The organism is Agrobacterium pusense (assembly GCF_013285525.1).
Taxonomy (GTDB): Bacteria; Pseudomonadota; Alphaproteobacteria; order Rhizobiales; family Rhizobiaceae; genus Agrobacterium; species Agrobacterium pusense.
In genome coordinates this window covers 692,707-713,517 of the sequence record NZ_CP053857.1, presented here as the reverse complement: position 1 = coordinate 713,517, position 20,811 = coordinate 692,707, and the positions used below count along the sequence as shown (strand labels likewise).

16 protein-coding genes are annotated in these 20,811 nt (G+C 60.0%); 8 read left to right on the top strand and 8 right to left on the bottom strand.

Annotation, left to right across the window (positions count from 1 at the left end; translation table 11 throughout):
* Positions 1-14 precede the first annotated feature (14 nt).
* Together HQN82_RS16895 and pbpC are read left to right on the top strand one after the other, a co-directional pair.
* Positions 15-5,471 carry an alpha-2-macroglobulin family protein gene (locus HQN82_RS16895; RefSeq protein WP_173615313.1) on the top strand — a complete coding sequence of 1,819 codons (5,457 nt, stop codon included), beginning with the start codon at positions 15-17 and terminating at the stop codon, positions 5,469-5,471.
* Complete coding sequence (pbpC, locus tag HQN82_RS16890; protein ID WP_173615312.1) at positions 5,468-7,546, top strand: penicillin-binding protein 1C; 2,079 nt, start codon at positions 5,468-5,470, stop codon at positions 7,544-7,546. Before HQN82_RS16895 ends, pbpC begins: the two co-directional genes overlap by 4 nt.
* A gap of 117 nt (positions 7,547-7,663) precedes the next feature.
* Here the strand turns inward: pbpC and HQN82_RS16885 are convergent, their stop codons facing one another.
* Positions 7,664-7,963 carry a hypothetical protein gene (locus HQN82_RS16885; RefSeq protein WP_004445697.1) on the bottom strand — a complete coding sequence of 100 codons (300 nt, stop codon included), beginning with the start codon at positions 7,961-7,963 and terminating at the stop codon, positions 7,664-7,666.
* 679 nt (positions 7,964-8,642) lie between these two features.
* Positions 8,643-9,806, bottom strand: coding sequence for a M20 aminoacylase family protein (locus HQN82_RS16880; protein ID WP_173615311.1), 1,164 nt, complete (start codon positions 9,804-9,806; stop codon positions 8,643-8,645).
* A gap of 164 nt (positions 9,807-9,970) precedes the next feature.
* Here HQN82_RS16880 and HQN82_RS16875 point away from each other — a divergent pair, with 164 nt between their 5' ends.
* Both HQN82_RS16875 and HQN82_RS16870 read left to right on the top strand, forming a co-directional pair.
* Positions 9,971-11,089 (top strand): D-alanyl-D-alanine carboxypeptidase family protein, encoded by a 1,119-nt coding sequence (locus HQN82_RS16875; protein WP_173615310.1) that lies wholly within the window; start codon positions 9,971-9,973, stop codon positions 11,087-11,089.
* Positions 11,090-11,282: 193 nt separating this feature from the next.
* A complete protein-coding gene (locus HQN82_RS16870; protein ID WP_173615309.1) occupies positions 11,283-12,428 on the top strand; it encodes a CobW family GTP-binding protein in 1,146 nt (381 codons plus the stop codon).
* A gap of 219 nt (positions 12,429-12,647) precedes the next feature.
* On the opposite strand, the gene HQN82_RS16865 is transcribed toward HQN82_RS16870, so the two are convergent.
* From HQN82_RS16865 to HQN82_RS16845, 5 genes are all read right to left on the bottom strand, one after another.
* Entirely contained in the window at positions 12,648-12,884 is a 237-nt protein-coding gene (locus HQN82_RS16865) for a sulfurtransferase TusA family protein (protein ID WP_173615308.1), read from the bottom strand.
* Positions 12,881-14,176 carry a L,D-transpeptidase family protein gene (locus tag HQN82_RS16860; RefSeq protein WP_006697153.1) on the bottom strand — a complete coding sequence of 432 codons (1,296 nt, stop codon included), beginning with the start codon at positions 14,174-14,176 and terminating at the stop codon, positions 12,881-12,883. Before HQN82_RS16860 ends, HQN82_RS16865 begins: the two co-directional genes overlap by 4 nt.
* Before the next feature lie 191 nt (positions 14,177-14,367).
* Complete coding sequence (locus HQN82_RS16855; protein ID WP_004445681.1) at positions 14,368-15,321, bottom strand: acetyl-CoA carboxylase carboxyltransferase subunit alpha; 954 nt, start codon at positions 15,319-15,321, stop codon at positions 14,368-14,370.
* Positions 15,322-15,383: 62 nt separating this feature from the next.
* Complete coding sequence (xerD, locus tag HQN82_RS16850) at positions 15,384-16,370, bottom strand: site-specific tyrosine recombinase XerD (RefSeq protein WP_173615307.1); 987 nt, start codon at positions 16,368-16,370, stop codon at positions 15,384-15,386.
* Positions 16,367-16,540 carry a hypothetical protein gene (locus HQN82_RS16845; protein WP_034497628.1) on the bottom strand — a complete coding sequence of 58 codons (174 nt, stop codon included), beginning with the start codon at positions 16,538-16,540 and terminating at the stop codon, positions 16,367-16,369. Before HQN82_RS16845 ends, xerD begins: the two co-directional genes overlap by 4 nt.
* Before the next feature lie 188 nt (positions 16,541-16,728).
* Between HQN82_RS16845 and HQN82_RS16840 the strand changes: the two genes are divergently transcribed.
* Together HQN82_RS16840 and aroB are read left to right on the top strand one after the other, a co-directional pair.
* On the top strand, positions 16,729-17,310 hold the full coding sequence (locus HQN82_RS16840; protein ID WP_004445677.1) for a shikimate kinase: 582 nt from the start codon (positions 16,729-16,731) through the stop codon (positions 17,308-17,310).
* A gap of 5 nt (positions 17,311-17,315) precedes the next feature.
* Complete coding sequence (gene aroB, locus HQN82_RS16835; RefSeq protein ID WP_004445676.1) at positions 17,316-18,449, top strand: 3-dehydroquinate synthase; 1,134 nt, start codon at positions 17,316-17,318, stop codon at positions 18,447-18,449.
* Positions 18,450-18,674: 225 nt separating this feature from the next.
* Here the strand turns inward: aroB and HQN82_RS16830 are convergent, their stop codons facing one another.
* Positions 18,675-18,956 (bottom strand): BolA family protein, encoded by a 282-nt coding sequence (locus HQN82_RS16830; protein ID WP_004445674.1) that lies wholly within the window; start codon positions 18,954-18,956, stop codon positions 18,675-18,677.
* Between the two features lie 115 nt (positions 18,957-19,071).
* On the opposite strand from HQN82_RS16830, the gene HQN82_RS16825 reads away from it, so the two are divergent.
* Both HQN82_RS16825 and cobS read left to right on the top strand, forming a co-directional pair.
* Entirely contained in the window at positions 19,072-19,707 is a 636-nt protein-coding gene (locus HQN82_RS16825; RefSeq protein ID WP_004445673.1) for a J domain-containing protein, read from the top strand.
* A gap of 68 nt (positions 19,708-19,775) precedes the next feature.
* Complete coding sequence (gene cobS / locus HQN82_RS16820) at positions 19,776-20,765, top strand: cobaltochelatase subunit CobS (protein ID WP_004445672.1); 990 nt, start codon at positions 19,776-19,778, stop codon at positions 20,763-20,765.
* Positions 20,766-20,811: the final 46 nt, after the last annotated feature.

The window sequence follows — 20,811 nt, the reverse complement described above, 5'->3', positions numbered from 1 at the left end:
CGGGGAGAAAACTGATGTCGTTGCGCGCGCTCGTCCGGATTTCGCTGGTTGCGGTCTCAGCCGCCATGATTTTTGCGCCAGCCATGGCGGCGGAACCCTCCCGCAAGGTCGTGACCACCCAAAATGGCGATTATTTCGGCTTCGATCTCAGGACGGAGCAAAACGTCTCGTTGGAGCAATGTGGCGAGATTTGCGCCGGGGACACATCCTGCAAGGCCTTTACCTACAATCCAAAGGTGAAATGGTGCTTCCTCAAATCTGATTTCAATCAGCTGAACGCCTTCCCCGGTGCGGTTGCCGGCAAGATTGTCGAAGTGGCGACGGAAGCCGATATCGGCGCGCCGCAGCGCCTGTCCTTCGTCACTGACAGTCTGCAGCAGGAAGCGCGCCGAATGAAATCCGGCCTTGCGGCGAATGACGGTGAGGGCGGGCAAGGCGTGGAAGCCCTCGTACAGATGGCGCGGCAGCAGGCGGCCGCGGGCAATGTTCCCGATGCGGTTACGACCTATAAGCAGGCCCTTGCGATCACGCCAGACGACGGCGCGCTCTGGGCGGAGCTTTCCGAAAAGGCGGCGCAGGTCACCGATAATTATTCGATCGCAGGGCAAGCGGCGTCTGCCGCCATCAATGCCTATCAGCTGAGCCGAACAGTCAGCGCCCGCACCGAAGCCTTGAACCGGCTGGCGAAGGCATTTGAAAGAACTCAGAATTATCGCGCAGCCCTCAATGCCTATAAAGAAAGCCTTGCGCTTACCGACGATGCACAGACAAAGGCGGCCTATGCCGACCTGCGCACGCGCCAGGGTTTTCGCGTCATCAACAATACGGTGGATACGGACAGCGTAAGCCCGCGCGCCTGCGTGCAGTTTTCCGAACCGCTGGTGAAGAATGGCGTCGATTATTCTTCCTTCATCACGCTGGATGGGGCAGCTCCCAAGGCCATCGAGGCGAAGGGCAGCGAAATTTGCGTCGAAGGCCTGACCCATGGCCAGCGCTACAAGATCGCACTGCGCGCCGGCCTGCCGTCTTCCGTGGAAGAGCCGCTGGAAAAACAGGTCAATCTCGATATTTACGTGCGTGACCGCACGGCCAGCGTGCGCTTCACCGGCGAGAATTTCGTGCTGCCGGGCAGTGCGCGCCGTGGCATTCCAATTGTCTCTGTGAATGCCGACAAGGCCGACCTGAAGCTTTATCGCGTCGGTGACCGCAATATCACCGCGCTGCTCGCAAATTCGCAGTTTCTGACGCAGATGGACGGTTACAATGCCGAGCGTATCGAAAACGAAATCGGCGAGCTTGTCTGGCAGGGCTCGATTGATATCCAGCCCGATCTCAACAAGGACGTGGTGACGAGTTTTCCAGTGGATGAGGCCTTGCCGGAGCGCAAGCCGGGCATCTATGTGCTGACTGCCGTGCCGCCGGGCACAGCGCCGGAAACTTGGGATTCGCGCGCCACCCAATGGTTCCTCGTGTCGGATACCGGCATCACCACCTATGCCGGAACGGACGGTTTGAATGTATTTGTCCGTGCACTCGGCAGCGCCAAACCGCTTGCGGACGTGGATCTGCAGCTCCTGGCCAAGAACAACGAGGTGCTGGGCACCGCGAAAACCGATGCGGACGGACGCGCGGTGTTCTCTGCCGGCCTGATGCGCGGCACGGCGGCTCAGGCGCCTGCCATCCTGACCGCGCGCAACGGCGATGAGGATTACGTGTTCCTCGATATGACCCGTGCAGGCTTCGATCTCTCGGATCGCGGCGTGACGGGACGTGCAGCACCCGGTGCTATCGACGTGTTCAGCTGGACCGAACGTGGCATCTACCGTGCCGGCGAGACCGTGCATGCCGCAGCCCTGGCCCGTGACGTTGACGGCAAGGCAATCGAGGACCTGCCGCTCACTTTCATTTTCTCACGCCCTGACGGGGTGGAAGACCGGCGCTTTGTCAGCGACGGCAAGGCGCTTGGCGGTCATGCGGTGGATCTGCCGTTGCAGGCAAATGCCATGCGCGGCACCTGGACATTGCGCATCCATACCGACCCGAAAACGGCTGCGATCAGCGAAAAGAGCTTCCTTGTCGATGATTTTGTGCCTGACCGCACCGAGTTTGACCTCTCGAGCAAGGCAAAACAGATCGATCCGGGCGCAGAAACGGCAATCGACGTTGATGGCCGTTATCTCTATGGCGCGCCCGCTGCCGGCCTGACGCTGGAAGGAGAGGTCGCGATCAAGCCGACGCGCACCAGCGCCGATTTCGAAGGTTATTTCTTCGGCCTGGCCGATGAGGAAAGCGAAGAGGAAAACCGCACGACGCTTGCCGATCTGCCGGTCCTGGATGAAGAGGGCAAAGCGAGATTCAACGTTGATCTCACCGATCTGCCATCCACAACGCAGCTTCTCTCCGCCAACATCACCGTGCGCATGCGCGAAGCCGGCGGCCGCGCCGTGGAACGCTCGCTGGCGCTGCCCATCAAGGCGGAAGCATCCGTCATTGGCATCAAGCCGCAGTTTTCCGGCGATCTCGCCCAGAACTCCGTTGGACGTTTCCATATCATCGGTGTCAGTGCCGATGGTGCCAAACAGGCGATGAATGGCCTGACCTGGAAGCTCATCAAGGTAGAGCGTAACTATCAATGGTATCGCCAGGGTAATTCCTGGCGTTATGAGCCCGTGGAATACACCAAGCAGCAGGAAACCGGCACGCTTTCGGTCGACGCCAATGGCGGCGAAATTTCCGTGCCGGTCACCTGGGGCCGCTACCGGCTTGAAGTGGAGGGTGCGGGTAATGGCGCACCGGTTTCCAGTGTCGAATTCGATGCCGGTTTCTATGTCGAGGCAAGCTCGACGGAAACGCCGGATGCGCTGGAAATCGCGCTGGACAAACAGAGCTACAAGATCGGCGATACGGCCAAACTCAAGGTCTCCTCACGTTTCGCCGGTGAATTGCTGATAACGTCCGGTTCGGAAAAGCTGATTGCGGTACAGAATGCCGAGATCGGCGAAGAGGGCGGCGAGATCGACATTCCGGTCACCGAGGAATGGGGCGCTGGCGCTTATGTGACGGCGACGCTGTTCCGCCCCGGCGACGCGCAGGAAAGCCGTATGCCGATGCGCGCCATCGGCATCAAGTGGCTTGCCGTCGATCCGGCCGAGCGCAAGCTTGCCGTCACACTCGGCGCGCCGCAGAAGACGCTGCCGCGCCAGCCGCTCGAAATTCCGATCACGGTTGCGGGGGCTGGTGTGGGCGAAAAGGCCTACGCCATCGTTGCGGCGGTCGATGTCGGCATCTTGAACCTCACCCGCTATGAGCCGCCGAAGCCGGATGAATGGTATTTCGGCCAGCGCCGGCTGGGACTGGAAATCCGCGACCTCTATGGCCGCCTGATTGACGGCTCGCTTGGCGCCACCGGCCGGCTGCGCACCGGTGGTGATGGCGGCGGGGCGGCCCTTCAGGGCAGCCCGCCCACGGAAAAGCTTGTGGCCTTCTTTGCCGGTCCGGTCGAACTTGACGCTAACGGCAAGGCGACGGTGAGCTTCGAGATTCCGCAGTTCAACGGGACGGCCCGCATCATGGCGGTTGCCTGGACGAAGACCGGCGTGGGACATGCGGTTTCCGATGCCATCATTCGCGATCCCGTCGTGGTAACGGCCAGCGCGCCGAAATTCCTCGCCCCCGGCGATATCTCGCAATTGCGGCTTGATATCGCCAATACGGATGGCGACGCCGGCGATTACCGGCTGGATGTGACTAGCAATACGGCTCTGACGGTCGATCAGGGTGAAGTGTCGCAGACACTTGCGCTGCAAAAGGGCGGCAAGTCGTCTTTGACCGTTCCGCTGACGGGCGAACAGCCCGGCAATGGGGCGATCACAATCAAGGTCTCCAATGCGGCAGGTGTCTCGCTTGAGCAGGTTCTGAATGTTCCGGTTCGCCCGGCCGTTCTTCCAGTCACGACGCGGCGCGAAATTAAGATTGCGCCGAACAGCAGCCTGACGATCAATGGCGATCTTCTGGCCGATAGCATGCTCCTCGGCTCCTCCGTCGCCGTTAATGTCACGCGCTCGCCCGCTTTCGATATCCCGGCGCTGGTGATGATGCTGGACAAATATCCTTACGGCTGCGCCGAACAGACGACGAGCCGCGCGCTGCCGCTGCTTTACGTCTCGGAACTGACGAAGGACAGCGGCATGGCTGAAGATCCCGACACCCGTAAGAGGGTTCAGGAAGCGGTCTACCGCGTGCTGTCCTTCCAGTCGAGTTCCGGCAGCTTCGGCCTCTGGTCGCCGGGTTACGGCGATCTGTGGCTCGATGCCTATATTACCGACTTCCTGACCCGCGCGCGCGAGCAGAAGTACGATGTCCCCGAAGCGGCCATGGTGCAGGCGTTGAACAACCTGCAGAACGGCCTGTCCTATGACAGCAATGTCAAGGATCGCGGAAACGAGATCGCCTATTCGCTTTATGTGCTGGCGCGCAACCGCAAGGCGGCGATCAACGATCTGCGTTATTACGCCGATACTGCGCTTGCCGATTTCCCGACGCCGCTTGCCAAGGCGCAGGTTGCCGCAGCCCTTTCGCTTTACGGCGACCAAACCCGTTCGAAGACCGTGTTCGGTGCCTCGCTCGACATGGCCAGCCGCGCCACCAATGTCAGCTTCGCCCGCGCCGATTACGGCTCCGCCCTTCGCGATGGCGCGGCGGCGCTGGCGCTGGCGGCGGAAAGCCGTCCGGTTCCGGCCGTCGTGCCGCAGCTTGCCGGTGCCGTGGCAAAGGAATGGGAAAAGAAGCCCTATACCAGCACACAGGAGCAGGCATGGATGCTGCTGGCCGCCCGGGCCGTGAAAGGCGAGGACAAGGATATCCGTCTCGATGTGAACGGTGATCTGCAGACCGGCGGTTTCGGGAAGCGGATGAGCGGCGACGAGTTGCTGGCCGCACCGCTGAAGATCGCCAATGCCTCGGCTGATCCGGTCACGGCCGTTGTCACTACGGTGGCCCCGCCGGCTCAGCCGCTCGCTGCCGGCGGCGAAGGCTTCACCATCACCCGCACCTATTACTCCATGGACGGTGAAGAGGTGAACCCGAGCGACGTCACACAGAACGAACGTTATGTCGTGGTTCTGAACGTGGTGCCGCAGAATAACTGGCAGTCGCGCATTCTGGTGACGGATCTACTGCCTTCCGGTTTCGAGATCGACAATCCGAGCCTCGTCAATTCGGCCGAACTGTCGAATTTCGACTGGTTGCCGGAAACGGAGGCTGCGCATACCGAATTTCGCTACGACCGTTTTGTCGCGGCCTTCGATCGCTCGGCAGGGGACAGTTCGGAAATTGCGCTGGCCTATGTCGTCCGCGCGGTCACTCCCGGTACTTATGATCATCCGGCGGCGTCTGTTGAGGATATGTACCGGCCGCAATTTGCCGCCCGCACCGCAACCGGCCGCATGGAGGTGCGTTCGGCGACCCCATGAGGCGGAAAAAAGCTGTCATCGTCGGCTTCGTTATGGCCGCATTGCTTATCAGCGGTGCGGCCTTCGGTCTGGATGCGCTGGACAAGGCCTACCCGCCGCCGCTCGAGACAGCGCGGCAGCGATCCTTCGAGGTGTTGGACCGCGACGGCAAGTTGCTGCGTGCCTTCGCAACAGCGGATGGCCGCTGGCGGCTCGACACCAGGGCGGCCGAGGTCGATCCGCAGTTCCTGCGGATGCTGGTCGCCTATGAGGACCAACGCTTTTACGACCATCACGGTATCGATCCCTGGGCCTTGCTGCGTTCCGCGTGGCAACTGGTGAGCAACGGCCGGATCGTATCCGGCGCCTCGACGCTTTCCATGCAGGTGGCGAGGCTGGTCGAGCCGCGCGCCGATCGCTCCTTCTCGGCAAAGCTTCTTCAGGCTCTGCGGGCTATTCAAATCGAACGGCGGCTCAGCAAGGCGGATATCCTCGATCTTTATCTGAATATCGCGCCCTATGGCGGCAATCTCGAAGGAATACGCGCGGCCAGCCTTGCCTGGTTCGGCAAGGAGCCGGGAAGGCTCGACACGGCCGAGGCGGCCCTTCTGGTCGCCCTGCCGCAATTGCCAGAAAGGCGTCGCCCGGACAGGTATCCCGAGGCGGCGAGACAGGCAAGGGAACGGGTCTTGCAGAGGCTTGCCGTCGAACGTGTCGTGGGTGAGGGCGAAGCGGAACGGGCAACGCTTGCGGGCGTTCCGACCAGCCGGCGCGATCTGCCGGCGTTAGCACCGCACATGGCTGCTGCCGCGCGTGCGAAATTCCCCAATGCTGTAGAAATACGCTCGACGCTGAAGCTGTCGATCCAGCGGGAACTGGAAGGCGTGGCGCGCCATGCAGCAGGAAAAATCGGCGATAAGGTATCCGTCGCCATCGTCATGGCCGATGCAGAGAGCGGGGGTATTCTGGCGGAGGTCGGCTCGGCGGATTATCTCGATACCGCGAGGAGGGGTTTCGTGGAGATGAGCCGCGCGGTGCGCTCGCCCGGATCGACCCTCAAGCCATTGATTTATGGCCTCGCCTTTGAGGATGGCCTGATCGGCCAGGAGACCATCATCGAGGATCGCCCGGCTGATTTTTCCGGTTACCGGCCGCGCAATTTCGACATGCATTATCAGGGCGATGTCAGCATCAGGCAGGCGCTGCAACTGTCGCTCAACGTGCCCGCCGTGAAATTGCTCGACGCGGTGAGCCCATCGGCGTTGATGGTGCGGTTCCGGCGGTCTGGTGTCACACTCGCGTTGCCCGCCAACGAAGCACCCGGGCTCGCCATTGCTCTCGGAGGCGCCGGTATTTCGCTTGTCGATCTTGTCCAGCTTTATGCCGGGCTAACAGGTGGCGACGGTCCCGTACGCCTCGGTGATGGCGTCCGCTCCGCCCCGGAACGGCTGGAAGGCGACCGATTGTTTTCCGATGCCGCAATCTGGAACGTTTCGGACATCCTGTCCGGCGTGCTGCCGCCACTCGGCATGAAACAGCGCGGCATCGCCTACAAGACCGGCACCAGCTACGGTTACCGCGACGCCTGGTCGATCGGGTATGACGGGCGGCACGTGGTCGGCGTCTGGGTCGGCCGCGCCGATAACGGCGCCGTGCCGGGTATTGCCGGTTACGCGACGGCGGCTCCCATCCTCTTCGACGCCTTTGAAAAATCGGGCGTAGCGATCACGCCAATGCCGGCAGCACCCTCCGGCGTGGCGCGCGTGAGCGTGGCCGACCTTCCGGCAAACCAGCGGCGTTTTACGACGACCGCAAACGGCCTGCTTTCGGCTTCAAGACGTGAAAGCGCCCCGCGCATCGTTTATCCGCCCGAGGGCGCGCGGGTGGAGCTTTCCGGCCAGTCGGGCATCTCGCCACTGGTGCTGAAGCTTCAGGGCGGGCGCGCACCCTTCCGCTGGCTCGCCAACGGTTTGCCTCTGCCGGATGCATCCCACCGTCGCAGCAGTGAATGGCGCCCGGAAGGACAGGGGTTTTCCACACTCACGGTGATTGACGCCGATGGCCGTGCGTCGAGTGTCCGGATTTTCGTCGAATGACGACGGCGCGTCCAAGTCAACAACGCTGCCGAGGGCTCCTGTAAGACAGGCCTTGTGACCGTCTCGTCAACCAAGTGCGGCAAGCCGGTCAACCGCGGGGAGATGACCAGTCCAATCCTATTGAGCCACATCGAACGAATGGCGGTCGATCCGCTCCTGAAGCGAAGCCACAACCGCTTGCAGAAACTCCCGGCGTCTTTGATTGGTCGTTGCCGCCAGCGTCACCTGCAACCGGCTGCTGATCCTGTTCAGGAAGCCAACATGGTTGAAGCTGTCGGCGGCTATATTCACCTCCACCTCGTCCATGTAATGCGCCAGATGCGGTTCCAGCGCGAGATTTGCATCCGTCTGGTAGCAGGCAGCCATCTGTTCTCCAAGCGTGGACATCTGCACATATGGACCATATTCGTCGATCATCAAATCTCCCTCGTCTCGCGCGACCCACTTCGACAGGCGCCTCATCGTCACTGATAGGAAATAGGAAGCGATCGCGGGCTTTCAACGTTCCCTTACGAAGCTTTGAACTTTCTGTGTTCTAGGAGGAAACGCTATTATGTCGGTCGATCTGATATTTGCCAATTGCAGGCGGCCAGGCTGGCAAAGAATACGCACCACTTCTCGCGCCCGGACCAGCTGTCTGCTGGTCGTTATCCGATTATGTCATTGATTTTAAATAATTTTCAGGAAATGGTGTCCACGAGAGGATTCGAACCTCCGACCCCAGGATTCATACCGCTTCGGCTTTCGCCGCCGCCCTGCCTTGTCGGGAAGGGCGTTCGTGGTCTGGACTGTCCCTTCACCATGGGCCGTGAGGCCTTTAGGTGCTGCCCATCCAGTCTCTACACCTTCACCGGATTTCTCCGGAGCTTGGCTCGGGATTGGCATGCTGGAAGACCAGCGAAGCTTTCCCCGACTTTGAGCAGATCGATTGCGTCGTTTCCGGGCGCAACCCCCAATTTGTCTTAGGAATCCTGTGCTCTATCCTGCTGAGCTACGTGGACACTGAATTGCTCTTTAACCTGACCCAGCCGGCGGATCAACCGCGTTCTTCATAGCGGTTGATCTCGTCCTCCGCTTTCTTCGCGTTGGCCTGACATCAGCTCGTTAGGCGCTGTTCTGCAAGTTTCACCCAATAGGAGATGCCGTAGGCGATGGCTTCGTCGTTGAAGTCATAACCAGGATTGTGGAGCCCGGCCGAATCGCCATTGCCAATGAAGATGAAGCAGCCGGGCCTTTCCTTCAGCATGAAGGAGAAATCCTCTCCTGCCATGGAGGGATCGACATCGGGGTCTACATTCGGTTCGCCAACCACATCGCGGGCCACACGGATAGCGTGGTCGGTTTCAGCGGCGTGGTTGAAGGTCACCGGGCAATAGCGCTCATAGACGACTTCGGCTTCCGCGCCATTGGCAAGCGCAATGCCTTCCGCCATCTGCTTGATGCGTTCCTGGGCGAGATCGCGCACCGTCTCATCGAGGCTGCGCACGGTGCCGGCGATCAGCGCCTCGTTGGGAATGATGTTGTGACTGGAACCCGCATGAAAGCGCGTGACCGAGACGACAACGGAGCGGATCGGATCGGCATTGCGTGAGGCGATCATCTGCAGGTTGCCAACGATCTGCGCGCCGATGGTGATGGGGTCGATCGTGCGATGCGGCTGGGCCGCATGGCCGCCTCGGCCCTTGACCGTGATTGAGAACTTGTCCGGTGCCGCCATGATGCCGCCCTTGCGGATGGCGAAGGCGCCAAGCGGAATGCCCGGCATATTGTGCATTCCGTAAACTTCGTCGATGCCGAAACGCTCCATCAGGCCGTCTTCGACCATGGCGAGCGCGCCGGCGCCGCCTTCTTCCGCTGGCTGGAAAATGACAGCGATCGAGCCCGCGAAATTTCGGGTCTCGGTGAGGTACTTCGCCGCGCCGAGAAGCATCGCGGTGTGGCCGTCATGGCCGCAGGCGTGCATGGCGCCGGGCGTTTTCGATGCCCAGGCTTTGCCGGTTTCCTCGACTATGGGCAGCGCGTCCATATCCGCGCGGAAGCCGATGGTGCGATTGCCTGGAAGATTGCCCCTGATGATGCCGACGACGCCGGTGCGGCCGAGACCGGTCACGATTTCGTCAACGCCGAAAGTTTTCAGCTTCTCCGCGACGAAGGCCGCGGTGTTGTCGACATCATACAAAATCTCTGGATTTTCATGCAGGTGATGCCGCCATTCGCTGACTTCCTGCTGGAGTTCGGCGGCTCTGTTCAAAATCGGCATTCGTTCATTCCTGGGTTCATCGGTACGGCGTGTCGTAAAACTCCATCCTCCGTGGTGGATAGTGCGCCGCATAATTGACGTAATCAATGTACTTTGCCATTGCTAGGACATATATGGTGAATATTGCCATTCCCCGACTGAAGACGGGAATTCGAGGACTAGCCTTGCCACAGACTTTCAAATCGCCAAACGCCGCCCGCCGGCTTTCCGCAGCCATTGCCATCATCACCGCAGGTGTCGTCGCCGCGGCCCCGGTGGCCAATGCCAATCCGAAAATGGTGGTCGATGTCAAAACCGGCAAGGTGATCTCGCACCAGGAAGCCTTCCGCAAATGGTATCCGGCCTCGCTGACCAAGCTGATGACCGCCTATATCGCCTTTTCGCAGATGAAGGCTGGCAAGATCAGCCCGCAGACCGAAGTGGTGATGAGCAAGAAGGCCGCCGACCAGCCCGCCTCCAAGATGTATTTCAAGCCCGGCCAGAAACTGACGATGGACAGCGCGCTGAAGCTGCTGCTGATCAAGTCCGCCAACGATATTGCAGTCGCGATTGCGGAGACCATCGGCGGCACCACGGATAATTTCGTGGCGCAGATGAATGCGCAGGCGCAGCGCCTCGGCATGAATTCCACGCACTACGTGAACCCCAACGGTCTGCCGGGGAAGGGCCAATACACGACGGCCCGCGACCTCGCGCTGCTGGCGCTGATCATCAAGCGGGAATTTCCCGAATATGCGCATTATTTCTCGCTTGAGGGCGTCACCACGGGCAAAAAGAATTACGCCAATTTCAATATGCTGGTTGGCCGCTTCGATGGCGCGGATGGCATGAAGACCGGCTTTATCTGCGCTTCCGGGTTCAACCAGGTGGCATCGGCCGTGCGCAATGGCCGCTCGATCATCACTGTGGTGCTGGGTGCCGATAGTCTCGCGGGTCGAACCGACCAGTCGGCCGATCTTCTGCAGATGGGCCTGACGTCTCCTTCCGGTCAGGGTGTCTCGCTCGCCTCGCTTGCCCCTTATGGCGATACCGCAGAGGTCAACGATATCAGCGCCGAAATATGCAACCCGAAGGCGGCGAAAATCCGCAGTGAGGGACGCGACGATGCCGGCCGCATGGTCATCCATTCGCCCTATGTGCAGGAAATGACCCGTCCGCCGGAATATTCCTTCGCCGGTCTTATACCGGGCAGCGAGACGGTCGCGGTTAATGCGCCCAAGGGCGCAGCCGCAAAGGGCCAATTGGCGAATGTGCCGATCCCGATCCCGCGCCCCACATTCTGACGGACAGGCGAAGGTGCTGGGACAGGTCTCCCGGCCGCCCTGCCATTTGGCTATTCGCAGATCGATCATGTTATGATATTACAATGTCGCTCGCGGCTTCCAGCCTCGGGCGATTTGTTTTAGCTTCATGCCGTTGCGGGTTTTACGTCCTGAACTGACTTCCCCAAAGCGGCAATCAACATACAGGCCAGACATGTCTCGCGATCGTATCCCGGTTTCCATTATCACCGGATTTCTCGGCGCCGGAAAATCGACTCTGCTCAATCGGCTCCTCAAGGATCCTGACATGAGCGACGCGGCGATCATCATCAATGAATTCGGCGATGTCAGCATCGATCACATGCTGGTCGAAAGCGCGGGCGAGGGCATTATAGAACTGGCGGAAGGGTGCCTTTGCTGCACCGTGCGCGGCGAACTGGTGGACACGCTGGCGGAACTGATGGACGGTATCCAGACCGGCAAGCTGAAGCCGGTGAAGCGCGTGGTCATCGAAACGACCGGCCTTGCCGATCCCGCTCCCGTCATGCAGTCGGTCATGGGTAACCCCGTCATTGCGCAGAATTTCGTGCTGGTTGGCATGGTCACTGTGGTGGATGCCGTGAACGGCCTCTCCACACTCGACAATCATCAGGAAGCTGTGAAACAGGTGGCTGTGGCCGATCGTCTTGTGGTGACGAAACGAGCGCTCGCCGATGACGCCACGATTGCGGCATTGACTGCCCGCCTAGAGGCGCTCAATCCGCGCGCGATCATCGAAGACGGTGACAAAACCGACTGGAGTGCTGCGGGGCTTCTCAATAACGGCCTTTACGATGCCGGCAATAAAACTGCCGATGTCAGCCGTTGGTTAGGCGAAGAGGCGCTGCACGATCACCACCACCATGATCATGCACATGATCACCATCATGGCGACCACGATGATCACCACCACCACCATCATGACCACGACGTGAACCGCCACGATGCATCCATTCGTTCCTTTTCGATCATACACGACGAGCCGATAAGCCCAATGGCCATCGACATGTTTGTGGATTTGCTGCGCTCGGCGCATGGTGAAAAGCTTCTTCGCATGAAGGCCATCGTCAAGCTGTCGGATAATCCGGGCCGGCCTTTGGTGCTGCATGGGGTACAGAGCATTTTCCACCGGCCCGAACGCCTCTCGGCCTGGCCGGACCCGGCGGATCAGCGCACGCGCATGGTGCTGATTACGAAGGATTTGCCGGAGGCTTTCGTGAAGGACCTCTTCGCTGCCTTCACCAGCGCGCCGGGTATCGATCGACCTGACCGGCAGGCGCTGACGGATAATCCTTTGGCGGTTTCTGGGTTGCGGTTTTAGGTCGCGCGACGCCGTTGAGATCGGCGCTTGGAGTGACCCCCTCTGCCCTGCCAGGCATCTCCCCCTCAAGGGGGGAGATTGAATCGAGGCGAGGTTTCGGCCATCTCAACATTTGAGAACGAAGCGACGGGAGACCTTCTCGCCGATCTCCCCCTTGAGGGGGATATGCCCGGCAGGGCAGAGGGGGTAAACCACGGGCAACGTCATTGCGAGTCGCTCTTACCCGCCCTTCACAATCCGAAACCGATGGCCCTTATCCAGCGCCGTCGTCTCCACCAGACGATGCCCATCCTCATTGCACATATGTGCAATATCGATCACCGCCAAAGGATCGGTCGTCTCGACGGTGAGAACAGCCCCCGTCTTCAGCGTTGCAAGTTTCTTGCGGCTTCTCAAAACCGGAAGGGGGCATTTAAGCCCCCTCAAATCATAGACGATATCGCTTGTTGCGGTCATTCCTTGGCCCAGAACTTCCAGAATGGCTTCTTCTCCGGTGCTTCCGGCGCCGGGGCTGCGGAATAGGCAAGCGGGTTCATGGCTGGCACCGGAACGCTCTGGGCAGCAGCGCCAGTCTGGCCTGCTGCAGGCGTAGCCGAGGCAACCATTGTCGGGGCAGCTGGTGCCGGGTTCGATTGCGGCGCCGTGGCCGGCTGGTTAGCCGAAGGGCGAGGGCCACGCAGCGCCGAGGCGGTTGCGGTGGTCGCTGGCGAAGACGATGTCACCTGCTGCGCCTTCTTCTCCATCAGCGCGGCATATTCCGTTTCCTTCATCAGCTTGCCGGCCTTCAGCGCCGAGCCCGTCGGGGCATAGGCGGGTTCGCGGCCCTTGCGCTTTTCGGCCACCAGCGCCTTGCGCTCGGCTTCGCTCGGGTCGTACCAGGCCATGCCTTCATATTTCTTCATCGCCTTTTCATAGGCGAGATCGTAGGTCTTCTCATAGCTCGAAAGCGCGCTGACGAGTGCAGGCGGCGTGCTCATGGGCGGGCACTGAGCCGACGCGTTGAAGCTGCCGCCTTCCGCCTGCTGGTTGAAGACATATTTCTTCTCGCAGACATTCACTTCCGGCGGACGTTTGGTGACTTCGAAATTGTCGTAACCAACCTTCAGCATCTTCCAGAATTCGAGGTGCTCGCTCTTGCGATGACGGGCCATGTTTTCCGCCGTCATGCGGAAAGGAAATGCCTGCAGCTGAACTGTCTTCTGGCCGCCCTTGAAGGCATCGCGGGCAAAACCGTAGATTTCAAGAATCTGCGCATCCGTCATCGAGTAACAGCCTGATGATGAGCAGGCGCCATGGATCATCAGGTTGGTGCCGTTGCGGCCATTGGCAGCATCGTAGCGGTTCGGGAAGCCGGTATTGATGGCGAGGTAATATTTCGAATTCGGATTGAGATGGGCTGGCGTCAGGTTGTAGAAACCTTCCGGCGCCTGCCGGTCGCCTTCCTTGACCTTGGGGCCGAGTTTTCCCGACCATGCGCAGATTTGATATTCGGCAATCTTGTCGAAACGGTTATCACGCTTGGCCTTCCAGATTTCCAGCGCACCTTCTTCCTTGAAGATACGGATCATGATCGGCGACGTGCGGTCCATGCCCTTCTTGTCGATCTCGGCCAGAATGGACGGAGACAGCGGGTAATCAACCTTGTTCTTGATGTGCGACACATCACGTTCGACGGTTTCGAGTGTATCGTTACAACCGGCGAGAACGAGCGCGGTACAGGCAAGAAGTGCAAAATGTGTCAAACGCATGATCTGATCCGAAAGACGATGGCACGAGGTGGCGGCAGTTCTATACCGTTCCGTGTGCAATTTAAATACGGTATTAACCGTTTACATCTTCTTAACTCAAATCGGATCCGCCCCCGCGGCCGCCGATCCATCTTTTGATGTGACCGGACTATGGCCGAGTTGGGGCGATAGCGGCGGAAATTAAGGCCGCCTCAGAGATTACGGCCGATATCCAGGAACTTCTGGCGGCGTTCGGCCCTAAGCTGCGTGCCCGAGCGCTGGGAAAGATCGGCCAGCGCCTTGGCGATAACGTCGCCTGTCGCGCTGATCACGGTTTCCGGGGCGCGATGCGCGCCACCGATCGGCTCGGGAATGATACCATCGATGACGCCGAGCGACTTCAGGTCTTCCGAGGTGATCTTCATGTTGGTCGCGGCTTCCTTGGCGCGGGTCGAATCGCGCCAGAGAATGGAGGCCGCACCTTCCGGCGAGATTACAGAGTAGATTGCATGTTCCAGCATGTAGACGCGGTTGCCGGTGGCAATCGCGATGGCTCCGCCCGAGCCGCCTTCGCCGATGACGACGGAGACGATCGGCACCTTCACGTTCAGGCACATTTCCGTCGAGCGGGCGATGGCCTCGGCCTGGCCGCGCTCTTCCGCACCGACGCCGGGGTAGGCACCTGCGGTGTCGATCAGGGTGACGACCGGCAGCGAGAAGCGGTCGGCCAATTCCAGCACGCGGATAGCCTTGCGATAACCTTCCGGGCGCGGGCTGCCGAAATTGTGCTTCAGGCGGCTCTTGGTGTCGTTGCCCTTTTCCTGGCCGATAATTGCGACGGGCTGTCCGTTGAAACGGGCAAGGCCGGCCTGAATGGCGGCGTCTTCGGAGAACTTGCGGTCGCCGGCAAGCGGCGTGAAATCCGTAAACAGCGCCTTGGCGTAATCGACGAAATGCGGACGCTGCGGATGACGCGCGACCTGCGTTTTCTGCCAGGCGTTCAGCTTGGAATAGATGTCCTGCATCGCATCGTTGACGCGCGATTCCAGGCGGTTGATCTCCTCCGAGGTGTCTATGCTCTCGTCTTCATCGGCAAGCTTCTTCAGCTCGATGATCTTGCCCTCAAGGTCCGAGATAGGTTTTTCGAAGTCGAGATAATTGTGCATGAGATCCGTTTCCGATCGTTTTGCGCAAGGTTTGACCGGATTATCCGGCGGTTCCGGTCGCTCTAATCAAGGTTTTTGCCCTGTTTGGCAAGGGGGTGATGTGTTTGTACCAGCTCTTGCAAGCGTTCTTCCAGCACATGTGTATAGATTTGTGTCGTGGAAATGTCGGAGTGGCCGAGCAGTTCCTGCACCGCGCGCAAATCCGCACCGTTCTGCAAGAGGTGGCTGGCAAAGGCATGGCGCAGCACATGCGGTGACACTGCCGATGGGTGCAGCCCGGCCCGAATGGCGATGTCCTTGAGGTCACGGGCGAAGACCTGACGGGGCAGATAGCCTTCCTTGCTGTTGGATGGGAACAGCCACGGGCTATCCGTCGTTTCGGCCTTTTTCGCTGCCTTGCCTTTTTCTGAGACAAGCGCCTTTCGGGCGGCTTCATATTTTTCCATGGCCTCGATGGCCGCTCGGGAAAGGAGAACCATCCGGTCCTTGTTACCCTTGCCGCGGATCATCAGGAAACGTCCTTCCTGACGCAGCACTTTGACCGGAAGCGAGACGAGTTCGCTGACACGCATGCCGGTGGCATAAAGAAGCTCGAGCAGCAGATGCATGCGCATGCGCGCGAGCTGGCCGGGACCTTCGGTTGCCGCTTCCTGCGCCGCGAGCCCAAGGAGACGGTTTACATCGGCGACGCTCATCGTTTTCGGCAGGGCAAGGCCCTTCTTGGGCGCATCGATGATGCCGGTCGGGTCGTCACTGCGCAGGCCTTCCGAATAAAGAAAGCGATAAAACTGCCGCATGGATGAGAGGCGTCTCGCCTGCGAGGTCGCAGCGAAGCCTTGCGCGGAAAGATGGGTCAGATAGGCGGAAAGGTCCGATGTTGCGGCTTCTGTCAGAGACTGGCCGCGGCTCCCAAGGAATTCGCGCAGATCCGTCAGATCACGCTCGTAAGATGCGAGCGTGTTGGCGGCTGCACCCCGCTCGGCGCTCATCATCTCCAGAAAACTCTCCAGCCGCGCGCTATCGCGCCCCGCCGCCGGTTGACCGCTCATGGGGTGCGCCTTGCCGGTTCTGCCCCCGGTGGGTTCAGCCTTTCCGAGGGAATGCGCACCGTTACTTCGCGGTCGCGGGGCTGAACGACCATGACAAGCAGCACCATGCCGCCATAGACCAGCCCCGCGATGGTCGCCAGTATCATCGTGAAGCGGAAGAGGGTGGGCATGGCGGCTCCGTGAAGGTGGCGGTCGAAACGTATATGCGGTGCGGCGAAACCGGCGGCAAGCTGAAAAAGCCTGCCACTGTCACCGCCGCATGCGGCGATCATTGTGATTCACCGCAATTCAGTCAGCAATTTGGCTTGACGCTTCGTAAACATTTGCAGATATCCATGCCAAACGGGCTTTCAAATTTATGAGTGAAACGAATTTATCCGTCCCGGCCACACTCGGGGAGCAAGCGCGGGCAAAGCTCGGACGGCGCAATATCGTCTTTGTCGGACTGATGGGCGCCGGAAAGTCGGCAATAGGCCGCATGGTTGCCCAGCAGCTCAGGGTTCCCTTCATCGATACGGATGTCGAAATCGAACGGGTTTCGCGCATGACGATATCAGAACTTTTTGCCACCTATGGTGAAGAAGAATTCCGGGCGCTGGAAACGCGGGTCATCAAGCGGCTGCTGCGCGGCGGGCCCAAGGTCATCTCAACTGGCGGCGGCGCCTTCATAAACGACAATACGCGCCGGCACATCAGCCGTGGTGGGATTTCGCTGTGGCTGAAGGCGGATCTGGAGGTGTTGTGGGAGAGGGTGAACAAGCGTGATCACCGCCCGCTTCTCAAGACCGAAAACCCCAGGGCCACGCTGGCGGCCCTGATGGAGAAGCGCTATCCGATCTATTCGGAAGCAGATCTCACCATCGAATCCCGTGATGTCCGCAAGGAAATCATCGTGACCGAAGTGCTGGCCGCCATTGCCGGCATCGAACAGAAAGACTGATTCCCATGACGCCTTCTGAAATCCACGCCGATGAACGTCTCGTCCATGTGCCGCTCGGTGAGCGCGCCTATGACATTCTGATCGGGCCTGGCCTCATCGGCCGGGCTGGCGGCGAAATCTCGGCGCGGCTGAGGGGCCGGCGTGCGGCGATCATTACTGATGAGCATGTCGCGCCGCTCTACCTTGAAGGCTTGATGGATGGACTGCAGACGGACGGCATCGAGGCTGTTTCCCTGACCCTGCCGGCCGGTGAAAAGACCAAGAGCTTCGAGCATCTCGTCACTGTCTGCGATGCGGTTCTAGCCGCAAGGGTGGAGCGCAATGATGCGGTGATCGCGCTTGGCGGCGGCGTGATCGGCGATCTCGCCGGTTTTGCAGCCGGTATTGTCCGCCGCGGCGTCCGTTTCGTGCAGATACCGACCTCGCTTCTGGCGCAGGTCGATTCCTCCGTCGGCGGCAAGACCGGCATCAACACCCGCCACGGCAAGAACCTCATTGGCGTCTTCCACCAGCCTGATCTGGTGCTGGCGGATACGGCAGTGCTCGATACGCTCAGTCCGCGCGAGTTCCGCGCCGGCTACGCCGAAGTGGTGAAATACGGCCTGATCGACAAGCCGGATTTTTTCTTCTGGCTGGAAAAGAACTGGGACGACATCCGCACCGGCGGCCCTGCCCGCATCCAGGCGATTGCGACCAGCTGCCAGGCCAAGGCAGACGTGGTGGTGGCGGACGAGAAGGAAAACGGCGTACGCGCCCTTTTGAACCTCGGCCACACCTTCGGTCACGCACTGGAGGCGGCGACCAATTACGACAGCAAGCGGCTGGTGCATGGTGAAGGTGTCGCCATCGGCATGGTGCTGGCGCACCAGTTCTCTGCCCGCCTGAACCTCGCAAGTCCTGACGATGCCGCGCGCGTCGAAGCGCACCTGAAGGCAGTCGGCCTGCCGACCACGATGAAAGATATTCCTGGAGAATTGCCGCCCGTCGAAACGCTGATGACGGCAATTGCGCAGGACAAGAAAGTCAAGGGCGGCAAGCTCACCTTCATCCTCACCCACGGCATTGGCCAGTCCTTCGTGGCGGATGACGTTGCGGCATCCGAGGTGCAGTCCTTCCTGTCGGAGAAGCATCCGGGGTGAACTGGCGCTGAGAGGTACGGTGAGGGGCCCTCTCATCGCCTCGCTTCGCTCCGGCACTTCTCCCCGGCGGGGAAAAGAACAAGCTGTTTTGGCAATGCTCTACGGGGAAAAGTTGCTGGCGCGTTGAGCAAGGCGTTGCCGCCCGGTTTCTTCTCTCCGCCGGTGAGAAGGTAGCCGAAGGGCCGGGTAAGGGGGCTTGCTCTCGGTTCTGATGACAACCTTTACTTAAAACCGCACCGCTTCCCCCGGTGCCGCGGCCTCTATCGCCAGAGCATGCAGCCCGGCATCGAGTTCGGGCTTCAAAAGCGCGTTGATTGCCCGGTGCCGTTCGATGCGGGACTTGCCGGAAAAGCTCTCCGACACTATCTGAACACGCATATGCGTTTCGCCGGTACCTGTGATATCCGGCTGGTGGCCCGCATGCATCTGGCTTTCATCGACGACCCTCAGGCGCTCCGGTGAAAAGCTTTCCCGAAGCTTGGTTTCTATGCGCTCTCGCAGAGACATTCGAAGGGCTCCAATTCTGTTTGCCGGTCTTTGAAGGGGGCTCCCTAAAAGCCTGTAACATTCCGCTTTGTCAATTCTTGTTGTGCGGCTTTTCGCACCCCATAATCAGGGCATCATGAAACTGGATTCGAAATATTTCGACCGCATCCGCACGCGCCGGAAAAGGGAGCGGGAACCTGAGGTTCAGGCCCCAACCTGCCAGTGGGACGGATGCGACAAGCCGGGCATTCACCGGGCACCCGTCGGCCGCAATGCCGAGGGGCAATTCTTCCTGTTCTGTTTTGAGCACGTGAAGGAATATAATAAAGGCTATAATTATTTTTCCGGCCTGTCCGACAGCGAGATCGCCCGTTACCAGAAGGAAGCGATCACCGGCCATCGCCCCACCTGGACGGTTGGCGTCAACAAGACCGCCCGCGACAGCCCGCTGCATTCCACGCTGCGCTCCGGCACGGCGAGCGGCAATGCCCGTATCCGTGATCCTTTCGGCTTTGCCGGCGGTTTCGCGGGTGGCTCGAAGGCAGGCGGCACCCGCATGCAGCAGGACCGAAAATTGAAGACGCTGGAGGCAAAAGCCTTCGATACGCTCGGACTTTCTTCCAGTGCAAAGCAGGAAGACATAAAAAGGCGCTATAAGGAGCTTGTCAAAAAGCACCATCCTGATGCTAATGGTGGCGATCGTGGTTCGGAAGAACGTTTTCGGGCTGTTGTTCAAGCATATCAATTGTTAAAGCAGTCAGGTTTCTGCTAAGCCAACTTCTGTGTTTACCGCCTGATTGATGATGTGGCCGGGTGGCTGCCGCCCGCCTTGGAGACGTGATGAGCAAAATCGACCTTGATATTTCCAACCTGCCCGACACGACGGTGTCCGTGCGGGAGGTTTTCGGCATTGATACGGATCTGCGGGTTCCCGCCTATTCCCAGGGCGACGCCTATGTGCCTGATCTCGATCCCGACTATCTTTTCGACCGCGACACGACGCTCGCGATCCTTGCCGGTTTTGCTCACAACCGACGTGTCATGGTCTCCGGTTTCCACGGCACGGGTAAATCCACCCATATCGAGCAGGTGGCTGCCCGTCTCAACTGGCCCTGCGTGCGCGTCAACCTCGACAGCCATGTCAGCCGTATCGATCTCGTCGGCAAGGACGCTATCGTGCTCAAAGACGGCAAACAGGTTACCGAATTCAAGGACGGCATCCTGCCCTGGGCCTACCAGCACAATGTCGCGCTTGTCTTCGATGAATATGATGCCGGTCGCCCGGATGTGATGTTCGTGATCCAGCGCGTGCTGGAATCGTCTGGCCGCCTGACCCTGCTCGACCAGAGCCGCGTTATCCGTCCTCATCCGGCCTTCCGCATTTTCGCGACCGCCAACACCATCGGCCTTGGTGATACGACGGGGCTTTACCACGGCACGCAGCAGATCAACCAGGCGCAGATGGACCGCTGGTCCATCGTCACCACGCTGAACTATCTGCCGCATGAGCAGGAAGTGAACATCATCGCCGCCAAGGTGAAGAGCTTCGACAATCCGAAGGGACGCGAAACCGTCTCGAAGATGGTGCGCGTGGCGGATCTTACCCGTTCGGCTTTCATCAATGGCGATCTCTCCACCGTCATGAGCCCGCGTACCGTCATCACCTGGGCGGAAAATGCGGAAATCTTCGGCGATCTCGCCTTTGCCTTCCGCGTGACCTTCCTCAACAAGTGCGACGAGCTGGAGCGCACGCTGGTGGCCGAACAGTATCAGCGGGCCTTTGGTGTCGAGCTGAAGGAAAGCGCTGCGAACATCGTTCTCAGCGCCTGATCGTTCCCGGCTTGCCCGGAAAAGATCATCCATGACTTGAGGACGC